Source organism: Janibacter massiliensis (assembly GCF_900289115.1).
Lineage (GTDB): Bacteria > Actinomycetota > Actinomycetes > Actinomycetales > Dermatophilaceae > Janibacter_A > Janibacter_A massiliensis.
The window spans coordinates 572,251-598,759 of sequence record NZ_LT985196.1 but is presented as its reverse complement, the minus strand read 5'-3'; the positions used below and the strand labels follow the sequence as shown (position 1 = coordinate 598,759).

General features: G+C 73.6%; 25 protein-coding genes. 13 read left to right on the top strand and 12 right to left on the bottom strand.

Annotation, left to right across the window (positions count from 1 at the left end; genetic code table 11):
• Window positions 1-21: 21 nt before the first annotated feature.
• A complete protein-coding gene (locus DAA34_RS02940; protein WP_106817545.1) occupies window positions 22-1,434 on the bottom strand; it encodes an acyltransferase family protein in 1,413 nt (470 codons plus the stop codon).
• An 81-nt stretch (window positions 1,435-1,515) separates the two neighbouring features.
• Window positions 1,516-1,911 (bottom strand): DoxX family protein, encoded by a 396-nt coding sequence (locus DAA34_RS02935; protein ID WP_234354080.1) that lies wholly within the window; start codon window positions 1,909-1,911, stop codon window positions 1,516-1,518.
• Window positions 1,912-2,265: 354 nt separating this feature from the next.
• On the opposite strand from DAA34_RS02935, the gene efeO reads away from it, so the two are divergent.
• Window positions 2,266-3,411 (top strand): iron uptake system protein EfeO, encoded by a 1,146-nt coding sequence (efeO, locus tag DAA34_RS02930; protein ID WP_106817543.1) that lies wholly within the window; start codon window positions 2,266-2,268, stop codon window positions 3,409-3,411.
• Window positions 3,408-4,709: an iron uptake transporter deferrochelatase/peroxidase subunit gene (gene efeB, locus DAA34_RS02925; RefSeq protein ID WP_106817542.1), complete on the top strand. Its 1,302-nt coding sequence runs from the start codon at window positions 3,408-3,410 to the stop codon at window positions 4,707-4,709. Before efeO ends, efeB begins: the two co-directional genes overlap by 4 nt.
• 114 nt (window positions 4,710-4,823) lie before the next feature.
• On the opposite strand, the gene DAA34_RS02920 is transcribed toward efeB, so the two are convergent.
• Complete coding sequence (locus DAA34_RS02920) at window positions 4,824-6,068, bottom strand: diacylglycerol/lipid kinase family protein (protein WP_234354079.1); 1,245 nt, start codon at window positions 6,066-6,068, stop codon at window positions 4,824-4,826.
• An 85-nt stretch (window positions 6,069-6,153) separates the two neighbouring features.
• Between DAA34_RS02920 and DAA34_RS02915 the strand changes: the two genes are divergently transcribed.
• Both DAA34_RS02915 and serS read left to right on the top strand, forming a co-directional pair.
• Window positions 6,154-7,530, top strand: a complete 1,377-nt coding sequence (locus DAA34_RS02915) for a cation:proton antiporter (protein ID WP_106817541.1) — start codon at window positions 6,154-6,156, stop codon at window positions 7,528-7,530.
• The gene (serS, locus tag DAA34_RS02910; protein ID WP_106817540.1) at window positions 7,527-8,795 is read left to right on the top strand and encodes a serine--tRNA ligase; all 1,269 of its coding nucleotides are present in this window, start codon (window positions 7,527-7,529) and stop codon (window positions 8,793-8,795) included. Before DAA34_RS02915 ends, serS begins: the two co-directional genes overlap by 4 nt.
• A 2-nt stretch (window positions 8,796-8,797) precedes the next feature.
• On the opposite strand, the gene DAA34_RS02905 is transcribed toward serS, so the two are convergent.
• The 7 genes from DAA34_RS02905 to DAA34_RS02875 all read right to left on the bottom strand — a co-directional run bounded on the left by DAA34_RS02905 (window position 8,798) and on the right by DAA34_RS02875 (window position 15,243).
• Window positions 8,798-9,361, bottom strand: coding sequence for a TetR/AcrR family transcriptional regulator (locus tag DAA34_RS02905; protein WP_106817539.1), 564 nt, complete (start codon window positions 9,359-9,361; stop codon window positions 8,798-8,800).
• Window positions 9,358-9,885 (bottom strand): SRPBCC domain-containing protein, encoded by a 528-nt coding sequence (locus tag DAA34_RS12395; RefSeq protein WP_106817538.1) that lies wholly within the window; start codon window positions 9,883-9,885, stop codon window positions 9,358-9,360. Before DAA34_RS12395 ends, DAA34_RS02905 begins: the two co-directional genes overlap by 4 nt.
• Before the next feature lie 66 nt (window positions 9,886-9,951).
• Window positions 9,952-11,187, bottom strand: coding sequence for an ABC transporter permease (locus DAA34_RS02895; RefSeq protein ID WP_106817537.1), 1,236 nt, complete (start codon window positions 11,185-11,187; stop codon window positions 9,952-9,954).
• Window positions 11,184-12,104 carry an ABC transporter ATP-binding protein gene (locus tag DAA34_RS02890; RefSeq protein WP_106817536.1) on the bottom strand — a complete coding sequence of 307 codons (921 nt, stop codon included), beginning with the start codon at window positions 12,102-12,104 and terminating at the stop codon, window positions 11,184-11,186. The genes DAA34_RS02895 and DAA34_RS02890 overlap by 4 nt, the downstream gene beginning before the upstream one ends.
• An 89-nt stretch (window positions 12,105-12,193) precedes the next feature.
• Window positions 12,194-12,949, bottom strand: a complete 756-nt coding sequence (locus DAA34_RS02885) for a response regulator (RefSeq protein WP_106817535.1) — start codon at window positions 12,947-12,949, stop codon at window positions 12,194-12,196.
• Window positions 12,946-14,328 (bottom strand): sensor histidine kinase, encoded by a 1,383-nt coding sequence (locus DAA34_RS02880; RefSeq protein ID WP_106817534.1) that lies wholly within the window; start codon window positions 14,326-14,328, stop codon window positions 12,946-12,948. The genes DAA34_RS02885 and DAA34_RS02880 overlap by 4 nt, the downstream gene beginning before the upstream one ends.
• A 9-nt stretch (window positions 14,329-14,337) precedes the next feature.
• Window positions 14,338-15,243, bottom strand: coding sequence for a CPBP family intramembrane glutamic endopeptidase (locus DAA34_RS02875; RefSeq protein WP_158707571.1), 906 nt, complete (start codon window positions 15,241-15,243; stop codon window positions 14,338-14,340).
• A 26-nt stretch (window positions 15,244-15,269) separates the two neighbouring features.
• On the opposite strand from DAA34_RS02875, the gene DAA34_RS02870 reads away from it, so the two are divergent.
• From DAA34_RS02870 to DAA34_RS02830, 9 genes are all read left to right on the top strand, one after another.
• Window positions 15,270-15,965 carry a TetR/AcrR family transcriptional regulator C-terminal domain-containing protein gene (locus DAA34_RS02870; RefSeq protein WP_158707570.1) on the top strand — a complete coding sequence of 232 codons (696 nt, stop codon included), beginning with the start codon at window positions 15,270-15,272 and terminating at the stop codon, window positions 15,963-15,965.
• Between the two features lie 125 nt (window positions 15,966-16,090).
• Window positions 16,091-17,194 (top strand): iron-siderophore ABC transporter substrate-binding protein, encoded by a 1,104-nt coding sequence (locus tag DAA34_RS02865; RefSeq protein ID WP_158707569.1) that lies wholly within the window; start codon window positions 16,091-16,093, stop codon window positions 17,192-17,194.
• Complete coding sequence (locus tag DAA34_RS02860) at window positions 17,191-18,135, top strand: FecCD family ABC transporter permease (protein ID WP_199847406.1); 945 nt, start codon at window positions 17,191-17,193, stop codon at window positions 18,133-18,135. Before DAA34_RS02865 ends, DAA34_RS02860 begins: the two co-directional genes overlap by 4 nt.
• Window positions 18,132-19,181, top strand: coding sequence for a FecCD family ABC transporter permease (locus DAA34_RS02855; protein WP_106817530.1), 1,050 nt, complete (start codon window positions 18,132-18,134; stop codon window positions 19,179-19,181). Before DAA34_RS02860 ends, DAA34_RS02855 begins: the two co-directional genes overlap by 4 nt.
• A complete protein-coding gene (locus DAA34_RS02850) occupies window positions 19,178-20,107 on the top strand; it encodes an ABC transporter ATP-binding protein (RefSeq protein ID WP_234354078.1) in 930 nt (309 codons plus the stop codon). Before DAA34_RS02855 ends, DAA34_RS02850 begins: the two co-directional genes overlap by 4 nt.
• A complete protein-coding gene (locus tag DAA34_RS02845; RefSeq protein WP_106817529.1) occupies window positions 20,104-20,973 on the top strand; it encodes a siderophore-interacting protein in 870 nt (289 codons plus the stop codon). The genes DAA34_RS02850 and DAA34_RS02845 overlap by 4 nt, the downstream gene beginning before the upstream one ends.
• A 30-nt stretch (window positions 20,974-21,003) precedes the next feature.
• On the top strand, window positions 21,004-21,834 hold the full coding sequence (locus DAA34_RS02840) for an HAD family hydrolase (protein WP_106817528.1): 831 nt from the start codon (window positions 21,004-21,006) through the stop codon (window positions 21,832-21,834).
• A gap of 14 nt (window positions 21,835-21,848) precedes the next feature.
• Window positions 21,849-22,676, top strand: coding sequence for an RNA methyltransferase (locus DAA34_RS02835; protein WP_106819727.1), 828 nt, complete (start codon window positions 21,849-21,851; stop codon window positions 22,674-22,676).
• Between the two features lie 72 nt (window positions 22,677-22,748).
• Window positions 22,749-23,390 (top strand): VOC family protein, encoded by a 642-nt coding sequence (locus tag DAA34_RS02830; protein ID WP_106817527.1) that lies wholly within the window; start codon window positions 22,749-22,751, stop codon window positions 23,388-23,390.
• 285 nt (window positions 23,391-23,675) lie between these two features.
• Here DAA34_RS02830 and DAA34_RS02825 read toward each other — a convergent pair whose 3' ends face one another.
• Window positions 23,676-26,138 carry a heavy metal translocating P-type ATPase gene (locus DAA34_RS02825; RefSeq protein WP_325027414.1) on the bottom strand — a complete coding sequence of 821 codons (2,463 nt, stop codon included), beginning with the start codon at window positions 26,136-26,138 and terminating at the stop codon, window positions 23,676-23,678.
• Entirely contained in the window at window positions 26,135-26,407 is a 273-nt protein-coding gene (locus DAA34_RS02820; protein ID WP_106819725.1) for a heavy-metal-associated domain-containing protein, read from the bottom strand. Before DAA34_RS02820 ends, DAA34_RS02825 begins: the two co-directional genes overlap by 4 nt.
• Between the last annotated feature and the right edge of the window lie 102 nt (window positions 26,408-26,509).

Genomic DNA, 26,509 nt, shown 5'->3' with positions numbered 1-26,509 from the left:
CGTGGTCTCGATCGTGGCGACTCAGGCGAGCCGGACCGGCGCCTTGCGCTCACGGGTGGTCAGCACCGCAGCGCCGAGGAGGACGAGGGCGAGGCCGGTGACCGCCAGCGGGTCGGTCGTCAGCAGGCCGTACTGCCACACGAGGAAGGTTCCGGCGGTCGCCGCGAGGGCGCCGAGGACGACCCGGACCGGTTGGCGCGATACGGCGAAGCGGGCGCAGAACAGCTCCCAGCGGACGGCGAGCCGCGTGATCCCGAGCAGCAGCAGGCCGCAGGCGAGGAACCAGCCGGGGCGCATGGCCCACCAGGTCGCCTCGTCCGAGGGCAGGAGGGTGTCGGGAGCGAGGAGGCCGATGCCGATGGCCGTCGCGATGACCGGGACGTGCCAGAGGTAGACGACCATCATCAGCGCGTTGAGGACGCCGATCCGCTGCACCGTGCTCGTCGAGGGGTTCCAGCGGGCGGTGGCGCGGGAGACGAGGGCGATGACCATCATCTGGACGAGGCCGAGGAGGCCGATGATGACGGTCGGGGGAAGGAGGTTGGTGTCGCGGTCCTCGGCGGTGCCGACCATCGCGGCGGGCCAGGGGCCGAGGTCGACCATGACCGTGATGAGCGCCGCGACGGCGCCGGCGACCGCGACGAGCCCCCACGCCGGCACCCGCGCGAAGACGCCGCGGGCGTGGATGATGCCGAGCTGGTGGACGAAGAGCCACACGACGACGAGGTTCGTGTACATCGCGAGCATGCCGACGTTGACACCGCCGAGCGTGCCCACCTCGTAGCGGACCAGGTCGAGCCCGAGTGCGAGGAGCACCAGCGCGGCGGGGACGGCGAGGCCGGACCGGTCGTGCGCACGCACCATGAGCGGCGCGGCGGCGGTGATGACGAGGTAGACGGCGAGGAACCACAGCGGCCGGGCGGCCTGGTCGCCGAGCATCGCGCCGATCGAGGGGTCCATGAGGTTGCCGACGACCGTCACGGGGACGATGACCGCGGCGAGGAGGACCAGGGGCGTGGTCAGCCGCCGGGCGCGGATGCCGAGGTAGTCGGTCGCGCTCTGGCCCTTCGCGCGGCAGGAGTCGACGACCTTCGTGTTCGCGAAGCCGCCCGCGATGAACAGGACTGGCATGACCTGCAGGAGCCAGCCGAGGACGAAGATCGTCCGTCCCTCGAGGGCGAGGGTCGAGTGCATGCCGTCGCCGTCGACCCAGACCCGGGTCGAGAGCCAGTGCATCGTCACGACGACGCCGGCGGAGGCGATGCGCAGGAGGTCGATGAGGTGGTCGCGCCGCGGGGCGGGGTGCGGGTCGGTGGCCGTCGACGGGGCCGTGGGGGCCGTCGACGCGGGGTTCGTCGTGGCGCTCGTCGCGGTGCGGGGGAGGGCGAGGCTCGTCATGCCGTCGAGTCTCGACGCGCCGGTGTCGTCGGTCATGGGTGCGCGTACCCATCCCGATACCCAGTCCGGTGCTCGGTGCCCGGGGCCGATTCGGCGGGCCCGGTCCCCGGGTCTCGGTCAGCGCGCGCCGTGCGGCTGGCGAGCCTCGGCGAGGGACCACGCGATGAGGGGCCACTGGCCGGGGAGTCGTGCGATCGCCGTGGCGGCGGCGGCGACCCGCTTGCCGGTCGGTCGGCGTGCCGCGCGGGGCACGAGGTCGACCGCCATCTGGACGTTCGCGGGGAAGACGGCGACGAGGAGGGCGGCACTGGCCCACGCGGCGCCACGTCGGGTGCGGGGGTGGGCGAGGCCGGCGGCGCAGGCCAGCTCGGCGACGCCCGAGAGGTAGGTCAGCTCCCGGTCCCAGCGGCCGAGGGGGACGGGGATGATGTCGTCGTAGACCCGCGGCACGGCAAGGTGCAGCACCCCGGTCACCGCGTACATCCCGCTGAGGAACTTCGTCGTCGCGCGCATACCCCCCATCCTCCCCGCAATTGCGCGCGCAACTGACATCTGCGCGCGGTATTTCACGCGCGGATGTCTCATTCGACGCGCAGATCCCGTCAGCCCGCCCGATCCGCGTGCGGATCCGTGGCTCCACCCGGCGACCCCGGCCACGCCGGTCGGCACTGCATCGCCATGCCAGCCACGGTCTGGCTGCCGCTGCCAACGTCCGGGCCGGGGCTCGAGATCTGCGCGTCGACGCTGCCATCTGCGCGCGATGTTCGGCGCGCAGATGGCAAATGCGCGCGCAACTGCAGGAAGGAGGGCCTCACCTTGGTCGGCGCGCCGGCCGCGTGCCCGACCGCCCGATCCGGAGGAACCCGCATGCCCACCTCGTCCCGCCCTCGCACCGTCGTCCGCTCCCTCGCAGGAATCTCCACCGCGGCCGTCGTGCTCGCCGGGTGCGGCCTGACGGAGGGGAGGACGGGCGCCGAGGGCGCCATCGCGGTCACCGCCACCGACAGCGAGTGCCAGGTCGCCCGCACCGAGGCCCCGGCGGGTCAGATCGAGTTCACGGTGCGCAACACCGGCACGAAGGTCAACGAGTTCTACGTCTACGCCGAGGGTGACCGCGTCATGGGCGAGGTCGAGAACATCGGCCCCGGCCTCGAGCGCCGCTTCCTCGTCCGCCTCGACGAGCCGGGGACGTACGAGACGGCGTGCAAGCCGGGCCTGGTCGGCCAGGGCATCCGGGCTCCGTTCACGGTGACGGGCGAGGCGGTCGACAAGACCGACGACGAGCGCCTCGTCGAGGCCACCGACGCGTACCAGCGTTACGTGAGCAGCCAGGCGGACGCCTTCGAGAGCGAGACGGAGAGGTTCGTCGCCGCGGTCAAGCGGGGGGACGTCACCGAGGCCAAGCGGCTGTACCCGCGTGCGCGGGTCTACTGGGAGCGGATCGAGCCCGTCGCCGAGTCGTTCGGCGACCTCGACCCGAAGATCGACGGCCGGGAGGACGTCATCGACGAGGGCATGCGGTTCACCGGGTACCACCGCCTCGAGCGCGACCTGTGGAAGACCGGCCTGAGGGAGGACAGCGCGACGATCGCCGACCAGCTCCTGGAGGACGTGCGCACGCTGGTGTCGAGGGCGAAGGAGGTCGAGCTCGACGAGCTGCAGCTCGCGAACGGGAGCAAGGCCCTCCTCGACGAGATCGCCACCGGCAAGATCACCGGCGAGGAGGAGCGGTACAGCCACATGGACCTGTGGGACTTCGACGCCAACCTCGACGGGAGCACGGCGGCGATCCAGGCGCTGCGGCCCTACCTCGAGGAGGAGGACCCGGAGCTCGTCGAGCGGATCGACGAGCGGACGAAGGCCCTCGAGACGCTCCTCGCGAAGCACCAGCGCGGGGACGGCTGGGCGCCGTACACCGACCTGAGCACGGACGAGGTCAAGGCGCTCTCGAAGGCCCTCGACGCCCTGAGCGAGGAGGTCGCGAAGGTCGCGGGCGTCGTCGGGACACGATGAGCGGGTCGACGGATCGGACGACGGCCAGCGGTGCGGCCGGGCCTCGACGAAGGCACCTCCTCGCCACGGCCGCGGGGGCAACTCTCGCCGGTGGTCTTGCGGCGGCGCAGGCGTTCGGCGGTCCCGGGCAGCAGGCGCCGGCCGCCCCGGCGGACGGCGGGGACGACCCGGCTGGTCGGACCCACCCCTTCCGCGGTGACCACCAGGCCGGGGTGACGACCCCGGCGCAGGATCGCATGCACTTCGTGGCGCTCGACGTGACGACCGACGACCGGCAGGCGCTGCAGGACATGCTGAGGGCGTGGACCCGGGCGGCCGAGCGGATGGTCGCCGGAGCCGAGGCCGCGCCGGGCGGTGCTGTCGGCCTCGGACCCCACGGCGTCCCGACGGACACCGGCGAGGCGCTCGACCTCCCTCCGGCCGGACTGACGATCACCATCGGGTACGGGCCCTCGCTCTTCCGCCGGTTCGGGCTCGAGACGCGTCGGCCCGCGGGCCTGGAGGACCTCCCGCGGTTCGGCGGTGACGACCTCGATCCCGCGCGTTCGGGCGGCGACCTGTGCATCCAGGCGTGCGCCGACGACCCGCAGGTCGCGGTCCACGCCGTGCGCAACCTCATCCGGCTCGGGTTCGGCACGGTCGCGGTGCGGTGGAGCCAGCTCGGGTTCGGCCGTACCTCGTCGACCTCGACGAGCCAGGCGACCCCGCGCAACCTCTTCGGCTTCAAGGACGGCACGAGCAACATCAAGGCAGAGGAGGGCGCCGCGCTGCAGGACCACGTCTGGGTCCAGGCGCAGGACGTCCCGGGAGCGTCGTGGATGACCGGCGGGACGTACCTCGTCGCGCGGCGGATCCGGATGAACATCGAGGTCTGGGACCGCAGCACCCTGCAGGAGCAGGAGGCGTCGATCGGTCGGGCGAAGCTCAGCGGTGCCCCGCTCGGCGGGAAGGACGAGTTCGAGCAGCCCGACTTCACCAGGCCCGGTACCGACGGCGCGAGCGCGATCGACGTCCGTTCGCACGTGCGGCTGGCCCACCCGTCGAGCCACGGCGGGCGGCGGATCCTGCGGCGCGGGTACACCTTCATCGACGGCAGCGACGGGCTGGGGCACCTCGACGCGGGGCTGTTCTTCATCGCCTTCTGCCGGGACGTGGGACGGCAATTCGTCCCGATTCAGCGGGCGCTGTCGCGCTCGGACCTGCTGAACGAGTACATCGAGCACACCGGATCGGCGGTCTTCGCCTGCCCCGGCGGGCTCGGCGAGGGTGAGGACTGGGGCACGCAGCTGCTCGGCTGACCCACCTCGAACGACGGGCGAGCCGCATCGAAGGTTCGAGATCTGCGCGCCATCGGTGACATCTGCGCGTGATACTCGGCGCGCAGATTGCAATTGCGCGCGCAAATGCAGGAATCAGGTGCCGGGTTTGTCGGTCTTGGCGGCGCTCTGGGTGAGGGCTTCGACGCGGACGAGGAGGGCTCGTCGTCGGACCGTCGCGATGACGTGGCTCGCCGTCCCGATCGCGTCGCCGTCGATCTCGATCGCCTGGGGGCGCGGCGTGCGCACCTCCATCCGCGACCCCTGCAGCACCTTCATCCGGGACGAGCCGGTCGCGCCGCGGGTGATGATCGACGTCGCGATCTCGAGCCACGACAGCGGGCCCTTCGGCGCGAGCAGTAGCGCATCGAGCCGCCCGTCGTCGACCTTCGCCTCCGGCAGGAGCGCCACGCCACCCTGGACCCGGCCGCAGTTGCCGACGAGCACGGTCTTCACCCGTCGCCCCACCGGCGGCTCGCCGTCCACCGTCACCCGCACGGGGAAGCGGGCCCGTCCGAGCTCGCGCAGCCCCGTGAGCACGTACGCCGGCCACCCGAAGCGCTTCTTCGAGGCCTCCGAGGTCTCCTCCATGATCGCGGCGTCGTACCCGAGCCCCGCCATCACGAGGAAGAGATGCGCGTCGAGCTCCGGCCCGCGCTGCGGCTCGTCGGCGTGGCCCTCGTCGTCGGTGGTGTCCCCCTCCGGCGGGTCGATCCGCAGCCAGCCGACGTCGATCGGTCGGTTGCGGCCCGTGCACGCCGTCACCATCGCCGCCTCGATCGAGTCGACGGGCGCACCGAGGTTGCGGGCCAGCAGGTTGCCGGTCCCGCCCGGCAGCAGGCCGATCGGCGTGCTCGTCCCCGCCAGCGCCGCCGCGACCGCGCGGATCGTCCCGTCGCCACCGAGCGGGCAGACGACGTCGACCCCGGCCTGCAGCGCCTCGCGGGCCTGACCCGTCCCGGGGTCCTCGGCGGTCGTCTCCAGGACGAGCGGCACGTTCCAGCCCTGCTCCCGGCACACCCGATCCAGCCGCGCGCGCACGCCGGCGAGCGCCGCCGCGCTGGCGAACTTCGTCGGGTTGACGATGACGGCCGCCCGCTTGAGCCGCACGGGCTCGGCCACGTCCTTCCCGGCGGGCGCCCCCTTCCCGGCCAGCCCCCGGCGAGCAGCCGCGGGGCGGAAGACCCCGCGGGACGGGCGCGGCCGGGCGTGCCGACCCGGCTCGGTCCGGGGGCGGCCCAGCGCCGCCCGGGTCGTGGACTCGGTCACGACGATCGCGAGCACGACGAGGGCGGCCTCGAGCAGCGCGACGAGGGCGAGGGCGGTCCAGGATCCGGGCACGCGGCGACGGTACCCCCCGCCCCCCGCGGGCGGCCCCTCCCTTCGGGGGGATGGCGGCGCCGGATCGGCGACGTAGGGTGACGCGGTGACCGCCGACGTCGTCTTCCTCGTGTCGGGGATCGCCCTCCTCGCCGCGGTCGTCCTCCCCTCGCTCCTGCACAAGGCCGCCATCAGCGCGCCGATCGTGCTCCTCGCGATGGGCATGCTCATCGGGCTCCTCCCCACCCCGGACGGCCTCGTCCTCGACCCCGTCGAGAACCGCGCGGTCGTCGAGCACGTCACGGAGGTCACCGTCCTCCTCGCGCTCATGGGTGTCGGGCTGGCGCTGGACCGTCCGCTCGATCTCCGCAGCTGGAGCAGCATCCGCCGCTGGTCGGTGACCTGGCGGCTGCTGCTCCTCGCGATGCCGCTGTGCATCGGGGCGGTCGCACTCCTCGGCTGGGGTCTGCTCGGGCTCGCTCCGGCGACCGCGCTCCTCCTCGGGGCCGTCCTCGCGCCGACGGACCCCGTCCTCGCCTCGGACATCCAGGTCGAGGGGCCCGTCACCGAGGGCCACGAGGACGAGATCGACGAGGAGGACGAGGTCCGCTTCGCGCTCACCTCCGAGGCGGGGCTCAACGACGGGCTCGCCTTCCCGTTCGTCTACGCCGCGATCCTCGCCGCGACGGAGGGGGCGTTCGCGAGCTGGGGCGCCGGGTGGTTCGGGTGGGAGCTGGTCGGCAAGGTCGCGGTCGGCGTGCTCACGGGCCTGGCCGTCGGGTGGGTGCTGGCGAAGATCGCCTTCCGGGCCCCGTCACCATCGCTGCGGATGGCCGAGCAGGGCGAGCCGCTCCTGGCGTTCGCCGCGCTGCTCCTCGCGTACGGCACGTCCGAGGTTCTCCACGGGTACGGCTTCCTCGCCGTCTTCGTCGCCGCGATGACGCTCCGCTCCGCCGAACGCGGCAACGAGTACCACGAGCACATGCACCAGGTCGTCGAGCGGCTCGAGCGGCTCATGACCCTCTTCGTCCTCCTCCTGCTCGGGATGGCGCTCACCCACGGGCTCCTGGCCCACCTCGACTGGCGCGGCGCCCTCCTCGCGCTCGTCCTCGTCCTCGTCGTGCGGCCCCTCTCGGCGCTCCTCGCGCTCCGCGTGGGGCACGCGAAGGCGAAGGAGGTCTCCGGCCTCGACTCCCGCGAGCGGCTCGTCACCGCGTTCTTCGGGGTGCGCGGCATCGGCTCGCTCTACTACCTCGCGTACGCGACGGGGGCGGCTGCCTTCGACGGCCAGCGGTGGCTGTGGTCGACCGTCGCGTTCACCATCGTCCTGTCGGTCATCCTCCACGGGGTGCTCGCGACACCGGCGATGGCCCGGCTGGAGAAGCGCCGGAAGGAGCGGGGCAAGCAGGTGCGACCGCGCGGGCCGGGTGGACCCGGCGAGAGCGGGGCGGGCGCGGGCGCGCCGGTAACCTCGACCGCGTGATCGACATCAAGCTCCTGCGCGAGAACCCCGACGTCGTCCGCGCCAGCCAGCGCGCCCGCGGGGAGGACCCCGGGCTCATCGACGAGATCCTCGCGGGGGACGAGCGACGCCGGGCGACGATCGCCGAGTTCGAGGCGCTGCGCGCGGAGCAGAAGGCGATGGGCAGGTCCGTGGCGAAGTCCCGGGGCGAGGAGAAGCAGGCCCTGCTCGCGCGGACCAAGGAGGTCGCCGCGCGGGTCAAGGAGCTCGACGCCGCGAAGGACGAGGCCCAGGTCGAGCTCGACGCGCTGCTGCGGCGGGTCGGCAACGTCATCGTCGACGGCGTTCCCACCGGGGGCGAGGACGACTACGTCGTGCTCGAGGAGGTCGGCACCCCTCGGGACTTCGCCGCCGAGGGCTTCGAGCCCAAGGACCACCTCGAGCTCGGCGAGGCGCTCGGTGCCATCGACATGGAGCGCGGGACGAAGGTCGGCGGCAGCCGCTTCTACTTCCTCACCGGGCCGGGTGCGCGGCTCGAGCTCGGGCTGCTCCAGATGGGGCTGCAGCTCGCGGTGGAGCGTGGTTTCGTCCCGATGATCACCCCGACCCTCGTGCGGCGCGACGTCATGGCCGGCGCGGGCTTCATCGACGCCCACGAGGAGGAGGTCTACCAGCTGCCCGCGGACGACCTCTTCCTCACGGGGACCTCCGAGGTGGCGCTCGCCGGGTATCACGCGGACGAGATCCTCGATCTGTCGGACGGCCCGAGGCGGTACGCGGGCTGGTCGACGTGCTACCGGCGCGAGGCCGGCTCGTACGGCAAGGACACCCGCGGCATCATCCGCGTCCACCAGTTCAACAAGCTCGAGATGTTCGTCTACTGCGACCCGGAGCAGGCGCAGGCCGAGCACGAGCAGCTCCTGGGGTTCGAGAAGGAGATGCTCGCGCGCATCGAGGTGCCCTATCGGGTCATCGACACGGCGGCCGGCGACCTCGGCGGTCCGGCGGCCCGGAAGTTCGACTGCGAGGCGTGGGTCCCCACCCAGGGCCGGCACCGGGAGCTGACCTCGACGAGCAACTGCACGACGTACCAGGCGCGGCGGCTGAACACCCGGTTCCGCGACGCCGAGGGCCGCACCCAGGTCGCGGCGACGCTCAACGGGACGCTCGCGACGACGCGCTGGCTCGTCGCGATCCTCGAGAACCACCAGCAGGCGGACGGCTCGGTCGTCGTGCCCGAGGCGCTGCGCCCGTTCGTCGGCCTCGACGTCATCGCGCCCGCCTGACGTCAGGCGAACTGCCGCGCGGCGGCCTCCCACGTGGAGTCGAGCTCGCGCGGGTCGGGGAAGCGGCCGTCGACCTCGAGGATCGCCATGCCGTGCGCGCAGGCCCACAGCGCCTGGGCGCGGTGCGGGTCGCCGGTGACGAGGAAGAACGGCGAGCCGGCCCACTCCTCGAGCCCGTCGGGCAGCGCGTCGCGATCGAGCGGGCCACTCGTCGCGAGCCGGTAGACCTCGGGGTCGCCGAGCGCCAGCCGGCGGTAGGCGGGCAGCAGCGCCGCGGGTGACGGGTCGCGAGCGATCGCGGCGTGCAGCCCGGTGCCCATGGCGAGCAGGCCGTCGGTGATGAGGAGCGCAGCGAGGGCGTCCTTGTTCTTCACGTGCTTGTACAGCGAGGGCGCGGTGATCCCGAGCGCGGCGGCGATGGTCCGCATCGAGACCGCCTCCCAACCCTGCTCGACGAGGATCGCGCGCGTGGCCCCGACGATCGAGGCCACCCGGGCGCTGCGCTCGGGAACGGCCGGTTCGGGAACGGCCGGTTCGGGCAGCGTGCCGGGGGGTGTGCGGGTCACGGGGTGGACGGTACGTCCGCCTCGACCCGTCGCGCGAGGGCCTCGTTCACCGCCTCGAAGTCGTCCTCGAGGTCGAGCGTGCGGCCCGCGAACGGGACGAGGGCACCGACGAAGCGTTCCTCCTGGACGAGCCAGGTCCGGCGACCCGGCAGCGGCTCGAGGACGAAGGAGTGCTCGCCGTCGGCCAGGCCACGCACGTAGTAGGTCCCGCGCCACCGCAGCTCGCGGTCGGGTTCGAGCGAGAGGATCGTCGGGGTGAACGTCATGGTCCCGTCGCCCGAGCGGACGGTGTTCGTCACCGTGCCGCCCTCGACGAAGCGACCTCTGCTCCGGACGATCGACGGGTTCCACTCCGACCAGCGCTCGTTCGCCTCGAGGACGGCCCACACCCGCTCGGGCGGGGCGTCGATGACGCGCTCGGTGCGGATGACATGGGGGTGGGTCCGGCTCCAGACCCAGGAGGTCGCGACGACGGCGACGAGGGCCACGGGAACGGTGACGAGGACTCGGCTAACAGTGTTCACTTCACTGAGTGAACACTGTTAGCCGATCGGTGTCAACCGACGGTCACGTCGCCCGTCGGCCGGCCGTCACGTCTCCGCGGTCCACGCCTGGCGGACGGTGAGCTTGCCGCCGGTCTGCAGCAGCGCCCGGCGGTAGATCCGCTCCGCGGCGAGCACGACCCCGAGACCGGCCCCGAGCAGGAGGGCGAGCGCGAGGACCGGCTCCCACCACTGCGCCGTCCCCTCGACGATCCGCATCGGCATGAGCACCGCGGACAGGGGCGGGACGAAAGAGGCGACCGTCTTCGGCGCCCCGTCGAGGAACATCGCCCCGAAGAACATGAGCATGACGAGCATCGTCACGGGCACCGACGTCGACTGGACGTCCTCGGTCCGGCTGGCCAGCGCCCCCGCGACGGCGTACAGCGTCGCGATGACCGTGAACCCGACGACGAAGAAGAGGACGAACCACAGCAGGCCGCTCGACATCGCGGGGATCATCGACGCGAACGGGGTGAACGACACCCCGACGAGCGCGACGGTCGTGTAGAGCACGAGCTGGCCGATCGCGAGCAGGACGTTCCCCACGACCTTGCCGAGCAGCAGCTGCCGGACGGGGATCGAGGCGGTGATGATCTCGACGATCCGCGACTGCTTCTCCTCGACGACGCTCGTCGCCAGAGCGATCCCGAAGAGCAGCGCCGCGAAGGAGAAGAGGAACGTCATCGCCAGGCCGACGACCTTCGCGACCAGCTGCTCCTTCTGGTCGCCGACGACGAGGGCGGTCCTCACCTCCGTGCCCTTCTCGATGGCCGCGAGATCGGTGCCCGCGCGCTGGGCGTTCTGCGCCCGAACGACCCCGCCGACCGTCTCCGTCGTCAGACCCTCCAGCCGGTCGTCGACCTCTCGCTGGCCCGTGAGCGTCCACGTGCCGCCGTCCTCGTGGAGCCACCCGTCGGCCGACCCGTCGGCGAGAGCCGCCTTGGCGGCGCCGCCGTCGGGCACGCGCGTCACCGTGATCCCGACGTTGTCGCCGGACTGCTCCGCGGCCGTGGCGATCGTGTCGGCCATCGCCGCGTCGTCGGCCACCGCGACGATCGTGTAGTCGCGGTGCCGGTCGGCGTTCCACGCCTGCCAGCCGATCGACGCACCGATGATCGCGAGGGTGAGGAACGTCGAGAAGATGAAGCTCTTGTCCCGCAGCTTGACGAGGATCTCGCGCTGGGCGATGAGCCGCCAGGCGCCGCGGGCCGAGGCGCGCGGGGTCTGGGCCGGGGTGGTCCGGTTCGCGCTGCTCGGGGTCGGGGTCGTCTGCGTGCTCATGCCGTGACCTCTCGGTAGATGTCGCTCAGGCGGGGGACGATGGGGGCGATCGCGTCGAGGCCGCCGCGAGCGGTCGCCTCGGTGAGGAGCCGGTCGAGGGTGGCGCGGCGCTGCGTCTCGTCGCCGAGCAGCTCGAGCACCGCCTCGCGCCCGTCGACGTCGACGACGTCCAGGCCGGGCAGGTCCCGCAGCCAGCCGGCGTCCCCACGAAGGGTGACCCGGTGCCGCTGGGCCCCGGCGCTGCGGAGCTCGGTGACCGTTCCCTCGGCGCGCTTGCGGCCGCCGGAGAGGATGACGAGCCGGTCGCACAGCTGCTCGACAAGATCGAGCTGGTGGCTGGAGAAGAGGACGGGGATCCCGCGGGCGACGTGCTCGCGCAGCAGGTCGGCCATCGAGTCGACGGCGTCGGGGTCGAGGCCGGAGAACGGCTCGTCGAGGACGAGGGCCGCGGGGCGCGTCATCACCGCGGCGATGATCTGCACCCGCTGCTGGTTGCCGAGCGAGAGCTTCTCGACGGGGTCACCCGCGCGGTGGGCCAGGCCGAGACGCTCGAGGTGCTCCTCCACGCTCGCCCGGGCGTCGGCCGCGGACAGCCCCGCCAGGCGGGCGAGGTGGACGAGCTGCTCGCCGACCTTCTGCTTGGGGTAGAGGCCGCGCTCCTCGGGCATGTAGCCGAACGTGCGGCGGTCGTCGGCGGTCATCGGTCGGCCCTGCCAGAGGACCGCGCCCTCGGTGGGCTGCAGGACGCCCATGATCATCCGCATCGTCGTCGTCTTGCCGGCGCCGTTCCCGCCGACGAAGCCCGTCATCCGCCCGCCCGGGATCGTCAGCGACACGTCGTCGACGGCCGTGACGTCCCCGAACCGGCGGGTCAGGTGCTCTGCCCTGATCTCGTTCGCGCTGGTGGTGATGTCCATGCCCTCGACGCTACGGACGAGCGCCCCGGGCCGGATCCGTCGCGCGGCGGATCTTCGGCGGTGCTCTCCTCCGCCCGTCGGGGGACGACTCAGCCGCGCGGTCGGGTGCCCGCGACGATGCCGCACTCGTGCGCACGGACGACGGCCTGGACGCGGTCGCGCAGGTGCAGCTTGGCCAGCACGTTCGAGACGTGGGTCTTCACCGTTGCCTCCCCGATGACGAGCTCGGCGGCGATCTCGGCGTTCGACAGCCCGGCCCCGACGAGACCGAGCACCTCGCGCTCGCGGCCGGTAAGCAGCGAGAGCCCCGGATCGGTGACGACCCCGGGGGAGGTGGTGCTCCCGGTCGGGGCGGCGGCCCGCGCGGCGAGGGTGCGGCGGATGACCCGCGCCGTCACCTCGGGGGCGAGCAGCGCGTGCCCCTGCCCGACGGCGAGGACGGCCTCGACGAGCTGGTCGCTCCCGGCGGTCTTGAGGAGGAAGCCGCTGGCCCCGGCCTCGAGCGCGGCGAAGAGGTAGTCGTCTCGGTCGAAGGTCGTGAGGACGACGACCCTGGTGTCGCTGCTCGAGGTGATCGTCCGGGTGGCCTCGATGCCGTCCGTGCCGGGCATCTGGACGTCCATGAGGACGAGGTCGGGGGCCAGCCGGCGGGCGAGCTCGATCGCCTGCGCCCCGTCGGTGACCTCGCCGACGACCTCGATCCCCGGCTCGGTCCCGAGCACCATCGTCAGGCCGGATCGGACGATCGGCTGGTCGTCGGCGACGAGGACGCGCAGCGGCCCCCCGTCGGTGCGGTTCGAGCCGTCCTGCGGGTCCGGCGCGACCTGCGTGCCCTGCGTGCTCACGACCGCGAGCCTGCCAGCGGGATGCGCACGCGCACGCGGTAGCCCCCGGTGACGCGGGGCCCGATGTCGACGGTGCCACCGAGCCCGGCGACCCGTTCGCGGATCCCGAGCTGCCCCAGCCCGGAGCCGGAGGTGCCATTGCGGGGTCGACCCGAGTCGGTGACCTCGACCTCGACGTGCGGGCTGCTGCCGTGGCGGACGCACCGCAGCGCCACGCGTGCCGAGTCGGCCGTGCTGTGCCGCCGGACGTTCGTCAGCGACTCCTGGACGACCCGGTAGAGCGCGGCCCCGACCGCCGGCGGCACGTCCTCGAGCGCGCCGGGCGGTTCGCTCGCGGTCGTCAGCTCGACGTCGAGCCGGTCGCGCACCTGATCGAGCAGCGCGGGCAGGTCAGCGAGCGCGGGTCCGGGCGACCGGTCGGGCTGCTTTCCCGGTTCGAGCTGGCCCTCGTTCGTGTCGCTCGTGACGTTCGTCCGGCCCGTCTCGTCCACCCGGCCCGTGTCCCCGTCACCATCGGGCATCCGCAGCGCCCCGAGCAGGCCGCGCAGCTGGGCGACGGCGTCGGTGGCGCTCGACTCGACGGTCGCCATCGCCTCGGCGGCGGCGACCGGGTCGGTGCGCACGAGCCGGCGGGCCGCCCCCGCGTGGAGGCCGACGCCCGCGATGTGGTGGCCGACGACGTCGTGGAGCTCACGCGCGATCCGCAGCCGCTCGTCGACGACCGCCTGGGTACGCAGGCGGCTGGACTGGTCGGCGATCGTCTCCGCCTGGTGGGCGAGGACCGCGCGGGCCCGGGCCGCCCGCCACGTGACCCGGCCGAGCTGGATGGCGCCCCCGAAGTAGAGGACGTTGATGATCACCGTGATGAGGATGGCTGCGGTGGCGACCCCGCCACCGGTCGGTGCACCCTGGTTCGCGTCGACGATGTCCTCCACCCCCGAGCCGTACGCGAAGTTCCAGGCGATCCACAGGGCCATGACGAGGACGATCCCGGTGCACACGATCGCTGCCGCTGCGCGGTCCCTGGCCCAGGCCGTGGCCGAGAAGAACGCGACGAAGTACACGACCTGCAGGCTCATCTGCGCCATGACCAGCGGCATCGTCACGCCGACGACGAACATGTGCGCGGCCGCGAGCCCGGCGACGACGAGCGGGTGACGACGCCGGGCCACGAGGAGGGCGGCGACCGCGAGCGTGGCGGCGCGCTGGACCCACGGGTCCGCGCCGACCGTCTCCAGGGCGCCGAGGCGACGGACGAGCTCGAGGAGGACGATCGCGAGGATGCCGACGACGACGCTCAGGCCGATGTCGCGGCGCCCGATCGGCGGGGCGGGGCGTTCCCACCGCTCGAACGCGGCGGGGACGCTCGCTTCCGGCATGGATCCAGCCTACGAGGGGGTCGGCTCCCGGGCACCGACCTCCTCGCGCCCGCCGCCGCGCCAGCGGATCACGACCGCGGCGAGGGCGAGCATGACGACCCAGGTGAGCGCGTTGACCACCCAGAACGGGGCGGTCTCGTCCATCGCGCCCTCCCGTAGGAGGTTGCCCGCGGAGAAGGGCACGGCGTGGGCGGCAGCAGCCGGCCAGACGGACCCGAACCGCTCGACGAGGGCGGCGAGCAGGGGCGCCCACGCCGCGATCCCGACCGTGAGCGCGATCGACTCCGTGGCCGTGAACGTGCCCTGGCGCCAGTAGAGCCACTGCATCGGGACGTGCCACGCGGCCCACGCGATCGCGACGACGAGCGCCATCGGCCAGAACCCCAGCGCCCGCAGGACGGTGTGGGCGTGGCCGCGCCAGAAGACCTCCTCGCCGATCGTGCTCACGACGAGCAGGCTGCTGCCGATGACGAGCAGGGGCACGACCGACGCGAGCGGCAGGGGCCCCTTCGGCATGGTGCCCGTGACGACGCCCGCGACGATCGCCGGGACGATCGTCGCGACCGCCGTCACGGCCATCGCGGCGTACCACGCACGAAGCAGGCCCCTCCACCCGCCCGGGCGCAGTCGCCAGATGTCCGCCAGGCGCGTCGGCCGGCCCTCTGCTCGGGAGCCGTCGGTCTGCTCGGCCGCGCGTCCGCGTCGGGGGACGAGGGGGACGACGAGCAGCGCGAGAAGGCTCGCCAGGGCCGGGATCCATCGGCCGACCGCGATGGCCCACGGCGGGATGTCGTGCCCGCCAGCGGCGAATCCGGCGCACAGCGCGACCATCCCCGCGAGCGCGAGCAGGTACCCGAGCACCAGCCCGGCCGCGGCCCGACCGGTGATCCGAGGCACGCTGTTTGTTCGCTGCACAAATCGGGACGCTACCGTGGTGAGTGATGGTCCGCAAGAAGTCCTCACGAACGCCCCCGGCAGCCGACGGAAACGCCGCTGCGCCGACGGGCGGGTCCCCGGCGTCCCGTCGGGGCCCGCGCGGAGACCTCGACGCCGATCGCTTCGTCGCCGCCGCCGTCGGGCTCGTCGAGGGAGGGGGCGTGCTGTCGCTGCGGTCGGTCGCGGCGGCGGCCGGCGCCACACCGACGGCCATGTACACGTACTTCGCCGACATGGATGACCTGCTCAACGCGGTCGGCGACGCCTTCGTCGGACGTATCCCGCTCGCGCCTCTGGCCGTCGACGGGTCGGTCCCCGACGCTCCCGCCCGGCTGGGTCGGTTCGTCGCGTCGGCGGTCGAGGTCCTCACCGCGAGCCCCGGGCTCGCGGACGTGCTCGCCCGTCGACGGATCGTCGGACCCCACGCGCTCGCGCTCAACGAGGCCCTGCTGCGGTTCCTCGCCGCGCAGGGGCTCGAGCCGGCCCGGGCGGCAGCGGCGACGTACGCCCTGACGACGTACGTCCAGGCGCACGCGCTGTTCGAGGCGAGTGCCACCCTCACCCCCGGTGGGGAGCGGGCGCTGGCGCAGGTCGACCCCGCGGACTTCCCGCTCACCGCTGCGCTCGAGACAGCCGCCGCCCCGCCGCTCCCCGGACTGGACGTCCTCCTCGACGGGATCCTCCCCGCCCGCGAGTCCTGAGGCCTCGGTCACGCGCCCGGGTGCTCGGCCGGCTCGGTCCCGACCGCGCTGCCCTGGCGACGGTTGACACCACCGGGCTACGTTGCTTAGGTAAGCCTTACTTAGGCATGGCTAACCTCATTGTCATGGCCGAGCGACCTGTCTCCGACCCCGAAACGGACCCCTCGATGCGCCGCCGCACCGCCCTCTCCTTCGCCCTGGCCAGTCCGCTCCTCCTGGCCGCGGGTTGCTCGACCGGACCCGCCGACGGACAGGGCGGCTCGACCGGCGCGAGCGGGGAGGTCGAGGACGGTGCGCTGCCGGTGACCCTCGAGCACGCCTTCGGGTCGACGACGGTGCAGAGCGCGCCGCAGCGGGTCGTGACGATCGGCTGGTCGGACCAGGACGTCGTCGCCGCCCTCGGCCTCGTCCCGGCGGCGGCCGCGAAGATCACCTGGGGCGGGAACGCGAAGGGCTCGACCGACTGGTTCGACGAGCAGATCCGCAAGAACAGGAGCATCAACAACAGCAGCGGCTCCGCCGTCGAGCGGTACGACGACTCCGACGGGGTGCCGCTCGACGAGATCGCGACGTTCGAGCCGGACCTCATCCTCGGGGTGAACTCCGGGATGACGAAGGCCGAGTACGCCAAGCTCTCGAAGATCGCACCGACGGTCGCCTACCCCGACATGCCGTGGACGACCCCGTGGCGGGACTCGACGACGACGATCGGCGCTGCCGTCGGCCGCCCCGACGCGGCGAAGGATCTGGTCGCGCGCACCGAGGAGACGATCGAGCGGGCGAAGAAAGACCTCGACGACCTGCGCGGGAAGACCGTCGCGTGGGGCTGGATCGACCCGAAGGACACGAGCACGCTCGGGCTCTACGGCTCGGGAGACCTCCGGCCGCAGATGCTCCGTGAGTTCGGGATGAAGGACGCGCCGCTCGTCGCCGAGCTGTCCCGCGCGAAGAAGACGTTCGACCTCTCGCTGTCCGCGGAGCGGGCGGAGGAGCTGGACGCCGACGTCTTCATCTTCTACCTCGACGAGCCGAAGCAGCTCGACCGGATCCTCGCCAGCCCGCTCGTCTCGGCGATCCCGGCGATCCGCAAGAAGCAGTACGTCGCCTCGGTCGACCGCACGGTCGCCTACGCGATGAGCAGCCCCACCCCGCTGTCCATCGAGGTCGCGGCGACGAAGTTCATGCCGAAGGTCGCGACGGCGGCGGGCGGAACCCCGGTCACCCGGTGAGCGGCCGAAGCCGTGCGGTCGCGGCGGCGGTGATGCTGCTCGCCCTCGGTGCGGCGGTCACGCTCTCGGTTGCGGTGGGTGCGGGCGCGCTGTCGACGTCCGGCGTGCTGCAGGCCCGCACCGATCGCACCGTCGTCGGGCTGGTCGTCGGCGCGGCGCTCGGTCTGGCCGGTGCAACCCTCCAGGGCAGCTCGCGCAACCCGCTGGCGGACCCCGGCCTGCTCGGCCTCACCGCGGGTGCCGTGCTCACGGTCGTCGTCGCCACCGCCGTGCTCGGGATCGGGTCGTCCTCGCTCGTCGGCGTCCTCGCCGTCGTCGGGGTGCTCGTGGTCGGGGTGCTCGTCCACCTCGCGACGCGCCGGGTGCCGGTCGCCCGACGACCCGAGACGAGCGTGCTCGTCGGCGCCGCGCTCACCGCGGTGTGCAGCTCGGCCGCGACGGGGATCCTCCTGACCGACCGCGGCGCCCTCGACCAGCTGAGGTCGTGGCAGGTCGGCTCGTCCGCCGGGCGGTCGGTCGGTGTGCTCCTGCCGGTCGCGCTGCTCCTGCTCGGCGGGGTGGTCCTGGCCCTGGCGCTCGCCCCGGGCCTCGACGCGCTCGCGCTCGGGGACGAGGCCGCGTCCGCGCTCGGGCACGACGTCGGACGGCTCCACGGCCTGGCGCTCCTGGCCGCGGCACTGCTCACCGCTGGTGCGACGGCCGTCGCCGGACCGTTCGGCTTCGTCGGCTTCCTCGCACCGCACGCCGCGCGGCCGCTCGTCGGGACGGGACACCTCGCGGTTCTCCCGGCCTCGGCCGGGTGCGGAGCCGCGTTCGTCGTCATCGCGGACGTCGTCGGGCGGGTCCTCGCACCCCCGGGGGAGGTGCCCGCGGGCATCACGGTCGCGCTCGTCGGGGCGCCCGCCCTCGTCCTGCTCCTGCGCCGACGGACGCTCGCATGAGCACGCCCGCGCTCGCCCGGTCGCCGGGCTGTGGTTCGCCGCTCGCCCTCGCGCGCCGGCGCCGTCGACGCACCACCGGCGTCGTCCTCGGTGGCCTGCTCGCCACGCTCGTCGGCGTCCTGGCGGTGCGCGTGCTCCTCGGTGACTACACGGTGACGCCGGTCGACCTCGTCCGCATCCTGCGCGGCGAGATGATCCCCGTCGCGACCTTCGTCGTCATGGAGTCGAAGCTGCCGCGCGCCGTCACCGCACTGCTCGGCGGGATGTGCCTGGGCGCGGCGGGCGCGCTGCTGCAGGACCACGTGCGCAATCCCGTCGCCAGCCCGGATGTCCTCGGGGTCACCTCCGGCGCGGGGCTCGGGGCGGTCGTCGGTGCCGTCGTCCTCGACCTGCGGGGCCCGGCCGTCACGGGGTGCGCCCTCGCCGGCGCGGTCGTGGCCACCGCGCTCGTCGTTGGCCTCGCCGGACGTGGCCCGCGGGCCTCGACCCGGTTGATCGTCGGCGGCGTCGCGACGGCCGCCGCGTGCCATGCGCTCGTCCAGTGGGTGCTGCTCCGCTCGAGCATCACGGGGGCGCACGAGGCGCTCCTGTGGGTCACGGGCAGCCTCGGCGCGGCGACGTGGGACGGCATCCGGTGGCTCGCGCTCACGACGCTCGCCCTGCTGCCGCTCGCGGTCGCCGTCGGAAGGGTGAGCGAGGTCACCGCGCTCGGCGACGACCTCGCTGCCGGGCTCGGCGTCGACCTGCGGCGGACCCGCGCGGCCGTGCTCGTCCTCGTCGTCCTCCTCGTCGCGGCGGTGTGCGCCCTCTCGGGACCGATCGCGTTCGTCGCGCTGCTGTCCGGTCCGATCGCCCGGCGGCTGCTGCGCGGTCGGCCGACGGTCGTCGCCGCCGCGCTCGTCGGCGCGATCACCCTCGTCACCGCTGATCACGTCGCCGCCTACGCCCTGCCCGGCACGAACCTGCCGGTCGGCGTCGTCACCGGCGCGATCGGCGCTCCCTTCCTCATCTGGCTCATCACCCGACGACCGACGGAGGTCCGATGACCACCACCCCCATGGCCACCAGCCCCCACGCCGAGAAGTGGCACTCCGCGCACGCGCGGAGCGCCACGTGCGTCGCCCGGGGCGCGCCGGTCGCGCCGCCGGAGCTGCGGGCGAGCGGCGTGCGGTTCGTCCACCCGGGGGCGAGCGCGGCGGCGGTCGACGGGGTCGACCTCGACGTCGAGCCCGGCGCCGTGACGGCGATCATCGGTCCGAACGGCTGCGGCAAGTCGACGCTGCTGCGCGCGGTACGCGGACTCGTGCCGCTCGCGGGTGGTCGGGTCACGCTGGACGGGCGGGACGTCGCCGATGTGCCCGCGAAGGCGCTCGCGCGGCAGATCGCGTTCCTCCCGCAGCACCCGGTCGTCCCGGCCGGGACGACCGTCGCCGAGCTCGCCGCGCGCGGCCGGCACCCCCACCGCGGCTGGTTCGGCCGATGGACCGTTGCGGACGACGCCGCGGTCGCCGAGGCGCTCGAGGTCACGGGGACCCGGGACCTCGTCGACCGGGGCGTCGGCGAGCTCTCCGGCGGCCAGCGGCAGCGGGTGTGGCTCGCGCTCGTCCTCGCTCAGCAGGCGCCGGTGCTCCTGCTCGACGAGCCCACGTCCTTCCTCGACCTCGCCCACCAGATCGACGTGCTCGACGTCGTCCGGCGGCTCGGGTCCACCGGCACGACCATCGTCATGGTCCTCCACGACCTCGCCCTCGCCGCCCGCTACGCCGATCGGATCGTCGCGATGCACGACGGTCGCGTGGTGGCGCAGGGCGAGCCAGCGGACGTCCTCACGCCAGCCGTCCTCGAACGCACGCTCGGGCTGACGGTCCAGGTCGTCCCCGACCCGGTGACCGGCACCCCCCTCGTCGTCCCCGCCCACCCACCAGCCCACGGGGGCCGTGCGCCCCGACCGATCGCGCAGGAGCCCCGATGAGCACCGGAGGCCTGATCGAGAAGGGGGCCGTCGCCCTCGTGCACCGCGCCGCCGGCCTGACGATGGCGCTCGCCCCCGCCCGGAAGGAGCAGGTGCAGACGGTCGCGCGCGTCGTCGCCGTCCGGGACCTCGGGACCGCGACCCGCCGTCTGACGATCGCCGCCGACACCCTCCGGACCTTCGAGCGCAGCGGCCCCGACGAGTACGTCGGCCTCCTCATGCCCGAGCGGGGTGCACGCCTCGTGATGCCAGCCGACCGGCCCGACCCGCGCGCGGCCGTCGCGGCGATGCCGGAGGGCGAGCGCCCCGCGCTGCGGTGGTACACGATCCGTGCGCACCGGCCCGAGGCCGGGGAGATCGACGTCGACGTCGTGCGCCACGGTGACAGCGGCCCGGGATCGGCGTGGGCGTGCCGGGTCGGCGTCGGGGACGAGGTCGGGGTGCGCTCGGCGGGGTCGGTCTACGCGGGGTGGCGGCCCGGTGACGCCGCAGCGGTCGACCGGGTCCAGCTGCTCGTCGCGGACGAGACAGCGTTGCCCGCGGTGTGCGCGATCCAGGAATGGCTCGGGAACGGGCCGGGCCGGCCCGTGAGCCTCGTCCACGTCGAGGTCCCCTCGGTCGAGACGGTTGGGGTCGAGTCGATCCCGGCCGGCGCGCTCGTCCACGAACGCGGGGACGCGGCGCCGGGGTCCGCGGTGCTCGACGTGCTGGCGCAGGAACCGATCCCCGGTCTCGGCTACGCGTGGATCTGCGGGGAGGGGTCGATGGTCGCCGCAGCCCGGAGGCACGTGATGCGCGGGCATGGGCTCGACCGGCGGCGGATCAGTCACAGCGGCTACTGGCGCCTGGGGCGCCCGCGCCCGTGACGCGGGGAACGCGCCGTTAGGGTCGGCGGCATGGAGAGCACCGGCTCGCGCCCCCTGATGATCTGCCTCGACATCGACGGCACGACGATCACGCACGACCAGGTGCTCAGCCCGCGCGTGCGGGACGCCGTCCGGCGGGTCGTCGACGCCGGCCACCACGTCGTCATGTCGACCGGTCGGGCGGTCGTCGCGACGATGCCGATCGTCCGCCAGCTGGGGATCACCACCGGCCGGGCGGTGTGCTCGAACGGTGCGGTGACGGTCGCGCTCGATCCGTCGAGAGAGGAGGGCTTCGAGGTGCTCGAGGCGGTGACCTTCGACCCGCGCCCCGCCCTCACCGTCATCCGCGAGCGCTGGCCGGACGGCTCGCCCGTGCCGGTCGTCGCGGTCGAGGAGCTCGGGGTCGGGTTCAAGCTGTCGGCACCGTTCCCCGACGGTGAGCTCGACGGCCGGCTGCGGGTCGTCCCGTGGGAGGAGCTCATGGCCGAGCCCGTGACCCGGGTGACGATCCGCTCGCCGGAGTCGACGAGCGCCGAGTTCGACGAGCTCATCGACCAGATCGGGCTTCACGAGGTGAGCTACGCCGTCGGCTGGTCGGCCTGGCTGGACATCAACCCGGAGGGCGTCTCGAAGGGGTCGGCGCTCGAGCAGCTGCGCCGGCAGCTCGGCGTCCAGCCGGGCGACACGGTCGCGGTGGGGGACCAGCGCAACGACCTGGAGATGCTCCGCTGGGCCGCCCGCGGGGTTGCGATGGGCAACGCGCCCGACGAGGTCAAGGCCGCGGCCGACGAGGTGACCGGCGACGTCCTCGAGGACGGCCTGGCCGACGTCCTCGACTCCCTTACCGGGAGCACGTCCTGACCCCGGCAGCCGACCTGCAGATCACGTCGCCCGCGAACCCTCGCCTCAAGGGGGTGGCGGCCCTGCGTCGGCGTCGGGAGCGGGAGGACTCGGGCACCTGCCTCGTCGAGGGCTACGAAGAGCTCGCGCTCGCGATGGACGCCGGCGCGATCCCCGAGGTGGTCCTCCACTGCGCCGAGCTCATGCTCGACCCGGCCGCGCAGCTGCTGCTCGTCGAGCGCGCCCGGTCGCTCGGGGCGCAGACGTGGGAGGTCGCCCGCGCGGCCTTCGAGAAGACCGCCTACCGCGAGGGGCCGGACGGTTTCCTCGCCGTCGTCCCGACGCCCGGGCTGCCGCTGGCGCAGGTGACCCTGCCGCCCGACCCGCTCGTGCTGCTGTGCGAGGGCATCGAGAAGCCCGGCAACCTCGGGGCGATGCTCCGCACGGCCGACGCCGCGGGGATCGACCTCGTCGTCGCGGTCGACCCGGTGACCGACTGGGGCAACCCGAACGTCGTGCGCGGGAGCAAGGCGACGGTGTTCTCGGTGCCGGTCGCCTCGGCGACGCTCGGCGAGACCATCGCGTGGCTCGCCGACCACGGCGTCCGGCACCTCGCGACGACCCCGGACACCGAGACCGTGCACACCGATGTCGACTGGTCGGGGCCGGTCGCGTTCTCGGTCGGCACGGAGAAGTACGGGCTCACCGACGCCGCGCTCGAGGCGGCCGACGAGCGGATCCGCATCCCGATGCACGGGGTGGTCAACTCGCTCAACGTCGCCACCTCGGCGGCGATCGTCGCGTACGAGGCGCTGCGGCACCGCAGCCGCGGGCTCTCCGGCCAGGACTCCCACCCGGGGTGAGCGCAGGCTGGCCCTCACCCCGGCGGGGGCACCCGTGTCACCGGCGCCTCCGGCCCGTGTCACGATTACCGCATGCGAGTGGACCACGTGTCGTACGCCGCCGAGCGGGACGGTCTGGAGGCGACGGCCCGCAGGCTGGCGGACCAGCTGGGCGTGGAACCGGTCGACGGGGGGCTCCACCCCCGGTTCGGCACGCGGAACGTCATCCTCCCGCTGGCGCACGAGCGCTACGTCGAGGTCGTCGAGGTGCTCGACCACCCCAGCGCCGACAAGGCCCCCTTCGGCCAGGCGGTCCGCGCCCGGTCGGAGGCCGGTGGCGGGTGGATGGGGTGGGTCGTCCGCGTCGACGACATGGCGCCCATCGAGGAGCGGCTGGGTCGCCAGTCGGTCGACGGCGGCCGCCGGACCCCGGACGGTCGCGAGTTCCGCTGGTGCCAGATCGGCGTCAAGGGGATGATGGCCGACGCGCAGCTGCCGTACTTCATCCAGTGGTTGGAGCTCTCGCCGCACCCGTCGGCCGACGTCGCACCGGGCACCGAGGTGACGATCGGTTCCCTCACGCTCGCGGGCGACCCGGGGCGCGTGCGCGACTGGCTGGGCCTGCCGGCCGACGCGACGAGCTCGGTCATCGACTTCACCTTCGTCGCGCCGCACGGCACGCCGGGCCTGCTCGAGGTCGTCTTCAACACCCCTGAGGGCCCCGTCACCATCTGACCCGCGCAGCCACCTGACCCGCGCAGCCAGTTGACCCGCGTAGCACCCAGCTGACCCAGGCACCCAGCTGACCCAGGCACCCAGCTGACCCGCTCGGCCCGATCCCAGCGTCCCGCACCGGCCTCTCCCACCACGCCGAGATACGGCTTTCGGTCCTCATCGGACGGCGATGGGAGCCGAAACCCGTATCTCGGCGGGAGCGCAGCAGACGCACACGGGCGCCGCAGCGGGTCAGCGGACGCAAGCGGGTCAGCGGACGCAAGCGGATCAGCGGACGCGCGTGGGTCAGCGGGAGCGGCGACGGAACGCGCGCAGCCGGAGCGAGTTGCCGACGACCGTGACGCTCGACAGCGCCATCGCGGCCCCGGCGATCATCGGGTCGAGCCGGCCGGACATCGCGATCGGGATCGCGATGACGTTGTAACCGAACGCCCACACGAGGTTCTGGCGGATGACCTGGACGGTGCGGGTCGACAGGTCGAGCGCCTCCTCGACGGCCCGCAGGTCGTCCCGGACGAGCACGACGTCGGCCGAGGCGCTCGCCTGGTCGGTCCCGCCGCCCATCGCGATCCCGACGTCGGCCTGGACGAGCGCGGGGGCGTCGTTGATGCCGTCGCCGACCATGGCCACGACCCGACCCTCGCGCTGCATCGCCTCGATCGCGGCGTGCTTGTCCTCCGGCCGGACCTGCGCGACGACGGAACCACCGTCGCCCGTGTCGATGCCCACCTGCGCGGCGACGGCGCGGGCGACCCGCTCGGAGTCGCCGGTGAGCAGCCGCACGTCGATCCCCCGCGCGCGGAGGGCAGCGATCGCCTCTCCCGCCTCGGGCCGGACGTCGTCGGCCACGGTGAGCGCCGCCTGCGCGACGCCGCCCCAGCCGACGAGCACCCGCGTGCCAGCCACCCGATCCGAGGCGTCAGCCACGAGACGCGAGGCGTCAGCCACCCGATCCGGCGTGCCGGCGGCGCCGTCCGGCGGGCTCGCCTGCACCGCGTCGTGCGCCTGCTCCGCATCGTCCGCCGGCTCCCGCAGCTCCTGGGGAACCTCGGTGAACAGCTCGGGCTTGCCGACGACGACCTCGGTCCCGTTCACCGTTCCCCGGGCGCCGCTGCCGGGCAGCGCCTCGACCCCCGTCGCGGCGGGGATGCTCAGGCCGCGTTCGGTGGCACCGGCGACGACCGCCCGTGCGATCGGGTGCTCGCTGCCCGACTCGACGGCCGCAGCCGCCCGCAGCGCCGCGTCGGGGTCGAGCCGACCAGCGGCCGTCACGTCGACAAGCCGACCGTGGCCGGTCGTCACCGTCCCGGTCTTGTCGAGGACGACGGTGTCGACGGCGCGGGTGTCCTCGAGGACCTGGGGACCCTTGATGAGGATCCCCCGCTCGGCGCCCCGGCCGGTCCCGGCGACGAGCGCCGTCGGGGTCGCGAGCCCGAGCGCGCACGGGCAGGCGATGACGAGCACGGCCACGGCCGCGGACAGCGCGGTCGCGAAGCTTCCCGTGCCGATCCACCACCCGGCGAGGGTGAGCAGCGCCAGCCCGAGGACGACGGGCACGAACACCGCGCTCACCCGGTCGGCGAGCCGCTGCGCGGGCGAGCTGCCGTTCTGCGCCTGCTCGACCAGGCGGGTGATCGAGGCGAGCGTCGTGTCCGCGCCGACCGCGCGGGCCTCGACGGTCAGGCGCCCGTTGACGTTGAGCGAACCCCCGACGACCTCGTCCCCGGCGACGACGTCGACGGGCACCGACTCGCCGGTGACGAGCGAGGCGTCGACCGCGCTCGTGCCCTCCCGGACGATGCCGTCGGTCGCGAGCCGCTCGCCGGGCCGGACGATGAAGGTGTCCCCGACGGCGAGGTCCTCGATGGGGATACGGACGGCCGTCGTGGCGCGGGTGCGGGCGTCGATCCGCTCGACGGCGACGTCCCGCACGGACAGCGACGCCAACGAGGTCAGCGCCGACTTGCCCGCGTTCTTCGCCCGCTCCTCGAGGTAGCGGCCGAGCAGCAGGAACGTCGTGACGACCGCGGCGGTCTCGAACCACAGGTGGGGCAGCGCGTGCCCGCCGTCGGCGTGCGTGCCCCACCAGCCGGTCGCCCAGCCGAGCAGGATGACGACCGACCACGCCCACGAGGCGATGACCCCGATGCTCACGAGGGTGTCCATCGTCGAGCTGCCGTGCTTGGCGTTGAGGGCCGCGGCCCGGTGGAACGGCCACGCACACCACAGGGCGACGGGCGTCGCGAGGACGAGCTGCGCCCACGGGTTCCAGGGCACGTCGAAGCCGGGGGACATCGCGAGGAAGAGGACCGGGATCGTCAGGACGGCGGCGATGGCGAGCCGCGCGCGCGGATCGATCGGCCGCTTCGCGTCGTCGGCGACCCCGGGTTCGCTGGCCGGGTGCGCCACGGCATCGGCGTCGGCCGACTCGCCGGTGCTCGGGCCATCAGCGCCAGCACCGGCCCGGTCCGTCGCCTTCGCCCGCGCTCGCGCGGAGGCCGGGACGATCTCGGTCGCGCCGTAGCCCATGCCGCGCACGGTGCCGATCAGGTCGTCGACGGTCAGCGGCTCACGGAAGACGACGTGGGCCTTCTCCGTGACGAGGTTGACGTTCGTGTCGGTCCCCAGCCGGGTCAGCTTGCGCTCGATCCGGGCCGAGCACGAGGCGCACGTCATCCCGGTGATGGCGAGATCGACCTCGCGCGGCTCGGTGTCCGCGAACCCGGGGGAGCCCGGGTCGCCGCTCACGGGTGGTTCGGGGTCGGCGCCTCGCCGCCCCGTGCGACGGTGTAGCCGGCCTCCTCGACGGCGGCGACGATCGCGTCGTGCTCGATCGGCCCGGTGCTCGTGATGGTCACCGGCGAGTCACCCCCGGCGACGAGGTCGACCGCGACGTCGGTGACACCCGGGATCGCCGACAGCTCCTCGGTGACGGCCGCGACGCAGTGACCGCACGTCATGCCCGTGACGACGACGGGCGTGGTCTGGTTCTCGGTCGATCCGCCAGCGCTGCTCATGTGCTCCACCTTCTCGTAGGGATCCGACAACGGGTCGTCGGGTCTGGCGGCGCGCTCGCACCCCCATCGGGGTGATGTGACGCACACACCGTGGACCTATCG